This is a genomic window from Neisseria sp. P0021.S005, from assembly GCF_051956955.1.
Genome location: NZ_JBQCWY010000135.1, coordinates 1 through 6,951 on the forward strand (window position 1 = coordinate 1; position 6,951 = coordinate 6,951).

Below are 6,951 nucleotides of genomic sequence, written 5' to 3' on the forward strand. Positions count from 1 at the left end.
AACATCTACATCAGCACCCGTGAAGAACGCGAAGGCTTCTATTAATCCGCCGTTCCACATTAATCTGATTTAGAAAATATAAAGGCCGTCTGAAACCTGTTTCAGACGGCCTTGTTTTATTCTGTTTTGCAATAAATGCTTCATATCTTTCTCAAAAAAAGCCCCATTACTTTCTCTCCGGCCACCGCCAGCAAGGCTCCGGTCACAACTACCATGGCACCCACATAGCTGACGATATTCATATCTGAAGCGGCAAAATAATCGGGGGCGAGATGATGGCCGATGGTGGAAAATATCATGGTGAATACGGGAATCAGCGTGGTGACGATACTGACTTTTGAAGCGTCCCAATGGTTGAGCGCTTCGCCGAATGAACCGTAGCCGATCAGCGTGTTCAGGCAGCAATAGATAAAGCAACCCCATAAAAACGGATTGCCGATATGGGCGATTTGCGACGGTTCGGCAAACGGCAGGAAAACAAAGCTGCTGCAAAAATAGATCATGAGCAGGATTTGTTGCGAATTGAAATGTTTGGACAGAAGTTTTTGCGCCACGCCGTAGCACACCCAGATCATACTGCCCGAAGCCGCCATCATTACGCCGACCGCATAGCTGCCCAAGCTGAAAAGTTCGCCGAATTTGTCGTTGAAAAACATGACCAAACCCGTCAGCAAAAGCATCAAGCCGATTTTTTGCCAATGCGTAAAGGCTTCTTTAAACACGCCTACGCCGACCAAAATCATGGTAAAGGGAGAAAGCTGCCACAACACCTGCGTGGTTGTCGGAGAAATATAGTGCAAGCCCATGGCAACAAGCACAAAGTTGGCGGAAATACCGATAATGCCCAGCATCAATAAAAATAAGGTTTGCTTGGAAAATTCCGACGGCCTCGGCAGCTTGCCGGTCAGCCCCAACAGCACAAACAACACCAGCGAAGCCACTAAAAAACGTATCCACACCAGCGTGGGCGCATCGACGGCTTTTAATGCCTGTTGGGCGATGACCGGCAGCGAACCCCAAGTCATGGTGGCAAGCAACGCCAATGAAAAGCCGAGCCAAGGTTTTTGTTTCTTCATTTTTCAGACGGCCTTTGTTTACGCGGCTTCCCAGTAGTCGATATAAAGCTGCAATTCGAGATTGTTCCGCCATTCGTTGGCAACGGGGCGGTACACCGTGCGGATGTATTCTGGAATGTCTTCGCTGCAACGCCAGAACATGGCTTCAAATTCGTAGCCGTCTTTTTGCAGCCAGACTTTTTTGTGTTTGCCTTCCGCACCCAACGGCTGCTGGCGGACAACATGAAATTCGTCAGTAAAACTCGGTGGCGCGAAGCCCTGCCCCCAAACGTGTTTAGCAAGGTTTTGCGCCTGTTCCAGCGTAATGTCGCGTGCAGGCAGGCTGCCGTCGGTGATGAAGGTTTGCGACAAATCGTCTTCGCACACCATCTCGCGCACGGCTTCTTCAAAGGCCGTCTGAAACGCGGGGATATTGTGTTCGAGTATGCTCAAACCCGCCGCCATCGCGTGTCCGCCGAATTTCAAAATCAAATCGGGATAGCGTTTGGACACCAAGTCCAAAGCATCGCGCAAGTGCAGATTGGGAATGGAGCGTCCCGAACCGCGCACTTCGCCGTTGTCGGCAGGCGCAAACACGATAGTAGGACGATAAAAACGGTCTTTGAGGCGGCTGGCAACGATGCCGACCACGCCCTGATGGAAGTCGTCGCGATACGCCACCAAAGTCGTCTGACCTGAAGGCAGGGTTTCAGGAAAAGCATTCAGCGCGTCTTGCAGCATAGACTGCTCGATTTCGCGGCGCTCGATATTGAGGTTGTTTAACTGCGCCGCCAGTTCCTGCGCCTCGGCATTATCTCGCGCCAACAGACAGGCAATGCCGACCGACATATCGTCCAGCCGTCCGGCCGCGTTGATGCGCGGCCCCAACGCAAAGCCCATATCAAAAGGCTGAGCCTTGCGCCAATCGCGCCGTGCCACTTCAAACAAGGCACGGATACCGGGGCGCATTTTACCCAAACGCATCCGTTTCAGACCTTGCGATACGAGGATACGGTTGTTGTGGTCTAGAGTGACGACGTCAGCGACGGTACCGAGTGCAACCAAATCCAAGAGGTCGCCCAGATTCGGCTCTTTCAGGCCGTCTGAAAAATAATTGCGGCGGCGCAGTTCGGCACGCAAAGCCATTAATACATAAAAAATCACGCCCACGCCCGCCAAGCTTTTGCTTTGGAAACCGCAGCCTTTTTGGTTTGGATTGACGATGATGCAGTCGGGCACGGTCTCGGCAGGCAGATGGTGGTCGGTTACAATCACATCCAAACCCAATTCCTGCGCGCGCGCCACGCCTGCAATGCTGGCGATACCGTTATCCACCGTCACCAATAAATCCACACCTTGCTCTGCCGCGATTTCAGCCAGCTCGGGCGTTAAGCCGTAGCCGTGTTCAAAGCGGTTGGGCACGAGAAAATCCACTTTCGCCCCCATCGCCGCCAAACCGCTCATACCGACGGAACACGCCGTCGCACCGTCGGCATCGTAGTCGGCGACAATCAGGATTTTTTCCTGACGCTCAACCGCATCCGCCAAACGGCCGGCGGCGGCTTCGCAGTTTGTCAGCGTTTGATACGGCAAAAGAGCTGCAAGCTTGTCGTCCAACTCGGCCGGACTTTGTACATCACGCGCAGCACACAGCCGCGCAATCAAAGGATCGGTACCGGCAGTGAGCAAGTCGTTAAAAACAGTCGGATTAATGGAACGTGTTTGGATTTTGACGGACATGGTGTGTGGGATTAAATAGAGAGAAATTAATATTTTTGAAGCGTTTATTTTAAGGGCCAGGCCGTCTGAAACCTGCAATCCGTTTTCAGACGGCCTTGGATATTATTTGCGTGAATCATCGACAATTTCACCGATCACGGCATAGGAGCCTGCTATCACTACGCCGACTGCATCCAAAGCCAGCGCCAATGGCGTTTTCAGGATATTCCCCGTCAACTTCCAAACATCGGTGCTTGTTTTGGTTTCCGTATAATAAATTCTGACTGGAACGGCAGTGTCAAAATGGCGGTCTTCGGCAACATTTTTCGGCGTTGCGTAATAATGACCTTCGGCAGAAATACACCGTGTGTAGACAGTTTTACCATCGAGCTCAACCGGCTTGAACGCCAGTTGTTTCAACTTGACAATCTCGGCAACTTTTTGAGTATCGTAACGCAGGCAGAAATTCGAGCGGAAAGTTTGCGCTTCAGGGGATTTCAATTCAACCGGCAAAGCCTCATACACCTGTTTTGGGTTTTGCCGAACCATTTGAAACCGTTTGCTCAGCTTAGCATCCAAGATCGCCTTCAACTTGGCCGAATCTTTAGAATTAACGACAAACCAATATTTTCCGCCCATCATGACCAAGCTGCCTTTTTCCAACTGCGTATTGTCTTTGGCAACCACGCCAAATGCTTGAATATTGTCTTTGGCAACGGTTTTTTCGGTTGTGGTTTTATGGAACGGGCTATTTCTTTCCCAAAGATCGTTAGTACAACCATTGAGGGTTAGTGCACTAATTAACAAGGCAGGTACAAAGCGGCGAAATTTCATGGTCATCCTCCTTCGGCATTACGATACAGGCCGTCTGAAAACCGCAATCCGTTTTCAGACGGCCTTGAGGTTTATTCCTCCCAATCCTGCCCTTCTTCTGAAGCATCGAATTGACCGGCCTCCATCACTGCTTTAATTTCTTGGAACAGCGCGCGGAAGTTTTTCGGCGGTTTGTTTTGTTCCTGCTCTTTTTTAGTGTTGCGGATCAAGGTGCGTAATTTGCCGGCGTCGGCTTGCGGAAAATCGGCCATAAATTGGGTAATCGAGCCATCGTCTGCCAACAGTCGGGTACGCGCCTGCTCGACGCGTTGCAAAAAGGCATTGTGCACCGTATTGTCGCCGCGCAGTTTGGCCAAATAGGCTTCGATGGGCGCAGGGTCGGTATCGCGCATCAGGCGGCCGATAAATTGTGCTTGGCGTTTGAGTGCGCTGTTGGAGGTGATTTTTTTATAGGTAACGATGGCCTCGAACAGCTCTTCGTCCAAGCCGATTTTTTTCAACGTATCGCTGGAGAGTTTGGTCAATTCCATACCCAAAGCCTGCAAATCGTTCATCTGCTTTTTCATTTGGGTTTTGCTGACCCATTCGTCTTCTTGTTCAAACATTGTGTTTCCCTGATTTTCTGAATCTGCCTATTTTATCAGTTTTCAGACGGCCTTTCCGTGCGATTTTTGCAGAGGCCGTCTGAAACGGTTAAAATGCCGCAAAACCCTGTCAGGAAACCTTTTTATGCTGTTTAACCACACACCGGACGAGCTGTTGCGCTTGTGCGGACACACGCTGGATTTGGCCAAACAATCCGGCGCTACCTCGGCCGAAGCCGATTTCAGCGAGTCGCTCGGTCAAAGCGTCAGCGTGCGCTTGGGCGAAATCGAACAAATCGAGTTCCAACAAGACAAATCTTTAGACATTACAGTCTATGTCGGCCAACGCAAAGGCCGTGCCAGCACGGCCGACTTCTCCGAACGCGCCCTGCAAGATACGGTCAAAGCCGCCATTGATATTGCACGCTATACCGCCGAAGACGATTGCGCCGGCCTTGCCGATGCTGCCTTGATGGCAACCCATATCGGCGACCTCGACCGCTACCACGAATGGGATTTAAGTACCGAATCCGCCATCGATTTGGCCAAGCAATGCGAACAGGCTGCGCTGTCAACAGACAAACGCATTGAAAATTCCGAAGGCGCATCGGTTCATACCGGCCATTACCAATATGTTTACGGCAACGCCCACGGCTTTGCCGCACATCAGCAAAGCACGCACCACAGCATTTCTTGCAGCGTGGTCGCCAGCGACGAACACGGCATGCAGCGCGACTATTGGTATGATTCTTCCTGCCGTCACGAAGACATGGACGCGCCCGAACTCATCGGCCAAACTGCAGCCGAACGGACTTTACGCCGTCTGAACAGCCGCAGCGTTCCGACCGGCAGCTATCCCGTACTGTTCGACACCACCGTCGCAGTCGGCTTAATCGGCCACCTTATCGGCGCACTCAGCGGCGGCGCGCTCTACCGTCAAAGCAGCTTTCTGATTGACAGCATCGGCAAACAGGTGCTGCCCGAGTTTCTCAGCCTGCGCGAAGAACCGCATATCCTGCGCTCGTTCCGCAGCACTTATTTCGATGCCGAAGGCGTGGCCACGCAGCCGCGTTTTGTGGTGAAAGACGGCATAGTCGAAGGCTATTTCCTCAGCAGTTACAGCGCGAAAAAACTCGGCATGCAGACAACGGGCAATGCCGGCGGCGCGCACAATCTGTATCTGAACCACACCCATGCCACGCAGGCCGACCTGTTGAAAGAAATGGGAACAGGTTTGCTGGTTACCGAATTGATGGGACAAGGCGTCAACACCATTACCGGCGACTACTCGCGCGGCGCGGCCGGATTTTGGGTGGAAAACGGCGTCATTACCTATCCGGTTCAGGAAATCACCATTGCCGGACGTTTGCAGGATATGTACCGCGACATCATCGGCGTGGCAGACGACGCATTACGCCGTTCATCCAACCAAATCGGCTCCGTCTTGGTTTCCAAAATGACGGTTGCCGGCAACTGATTGAACTAAATATACAAAAGGCCGTCTGAAAGATATCTTTTCTTTTCAGACGGCCTCGCCGTTATCTACTTCCATAAAAAATACATCATGCATATTGTCGTTATCCCCTCTTGGTATCCTTCTTCCGAAACTGATGTGGACGGAATCTTTTTTCGCCTCCAAGCCCAAGCCCTGCAACGCGAAGGCATGAAAATCGGCATGGTCGTGCCCATGTTCCGCTACTTGAGAAGCCAGCCGAAAACCATCTTCTCGCGCTTCTACGGCCTACGCCGCCATCAGCAAGGCGGACTCAAAACTTACGCCTACGACAGCATGTATTTCTTCCCGCGATGCCCGGTTGTCGATATCGACCGCATCCGCTGGGTCAACGCAGGCATGAAAGCTTTTGAAGCCTATATCGCCGACAACGGCAAACCCGACGTAATTCACGCCCATTGCGTCAACTACGCCGCCATTTTAGCCTGCGCCATCTTCAAAAAATACGGCATTCCCTATGTAATTACCGAACACAGCAGCGCCATTTCACGCGGCCTTGTCCGCAAAAACCAATGGCCGTCCATGCACGAAGCCGTGCGCCACAGCGCGGCCCGGTTCGCAGTAAGCCGTGATTTCTGCCGCATTCTCGAAAAAACCTACGCCGGTACAGACTGGCAATACCTGCCCAATATGCTGGGCGGCAATTTTGAACAGGATTTCGAGTTCCCCGAAAAAAACAATCAAGATTTCACCTTCTGCAGCGTCTCCCATCTGCGCCACCTCAAAGGCCACGACCTGCTCCTGCCTGCCTTTGCCGAAGCACTCAAAACCTATCCGCAGCTCAAACTCAAAATCGGCGGCGGCGGCGCAGAAGAAGGCCGTCTGAAACAACTGGCAAGCGACTTGGGCATCAACCACGCCGTTACCTTTACCGGCGCATTAACCACCGACCAAACCTTAGACCTTATGCGCCACAGCAACGCCTTCGTCCTCGCCAGCCGTACCGAGACCTTCGGCGTCGTCTATATCGAAGCACTGTCTCAAGGTTTACCCGTTATCGCCACACGCTGCGGCGGCCCCGAATCCATCGTCACTTCCGACAACGGCCTGCTGGTGCCAATCGAAAACATACCGGAGCTGACCAAAGCATTGCTCACCCTCTACGAAAACCACGCACAATACGATCCCGTCCGTTTGCGCCAAGATTGCCTGCAACAATTCGGCAGCCGTGCCATTGCGCAACACCTGATCGACACCTTCCAAAAAGTGCTTAATAAATAGGCATAAACCATACAGGCCGTCTGAA

At 52.2% G+C, this 6,951-nt stretch carries 6 protein-coding genes; 2 read left to right on the forward strand and 4 right to left on the reverse strand.

The genetic code is table 11. The features are described 5' to 3' along the window. Positions 1–140: 140 nt before the first annotated feature. The 4 genes from ACTHUE_RS09005 to yjgA form a co-directional block, all read right to left on the reverse strand. On the reverse strand, positions 141–1,076 hold the full coding sequence (locus ACTHUE_RS09005) for a DMT family transporter (RefSeq protein ID WP_070504412.1): 936 nt from the start codon (positions 1,074–1,076) through the stop codon (positions 141–143). An 18-nt stretch (positions 1,077–1,094) separates the two neighbouring features. Beyond that, on the reverse strand, positions 1,095–2,795 hold the full coding sequence (gene recJ, locus ACTHUE_RS09010; RefSeq protein ID WP_049344068.1) for a single-stranded-DNA-specific exonuclease RecJ: 1,701 nt from the start codon (positions 2,793–2,795) through the stop codon (positions 1,095–1,097). 102 nt (positions 2,796–2,897) lie between these two features. Beyond that, positions 2,898–3,608 (reverse strand): hypothetical protein, encoded by a 711-nt coding sequence (locus ACTHUE_RS09015; protein WP_049344067.1) that lies wholly within the window; start codon positions 3,606–3,608, stop codon positions 2,898–2,900. Positions 3,609–3,679: 71 nt separating this feature from the next. Continuing rightward, positions 3,680–4,213, reverse strand: a complete 534-nt coding sequence (gene yjgA, locus ACTHUE_RS09020) for a ribosome biogenesis factor YjgA (RefSeq protein WP_049344065.1) — start codon at positions 4,211–4,213, stop codon at positions 3,680–3,682. 124 nt (positions 4,214–4,337) lie between these two features. Here yjgA and pmbA point away from each other — a divergent pair, with 124 nt between their 5' ends. Next, positions 4,338–5,669, forward strand: a complete 1,332-nt coding sequence (pmbA, locus tag ACTHUE_RS09025; protein WP_440361138.1) for a metalloprotease PmbA — start codon at positions 4,338–4,340, stop codon at positions 5,667–5,669. Positions 5,670–5,756: 87 nt separating this feature from the next. Beyond that, positions 5,757–6,926: a glycosyltransferase gene (locus tag ACTHUE_RS09030; RefSeq protein ID WP_440361139.1), complete on the forward strand. Its 1,170-nt coding sequence runs from the start codon at positions 5,757–5,759 to the stop codon at positions 6,924–6,926. Positions 6,927–6,951: the final 25 nt, after the last annotated feature.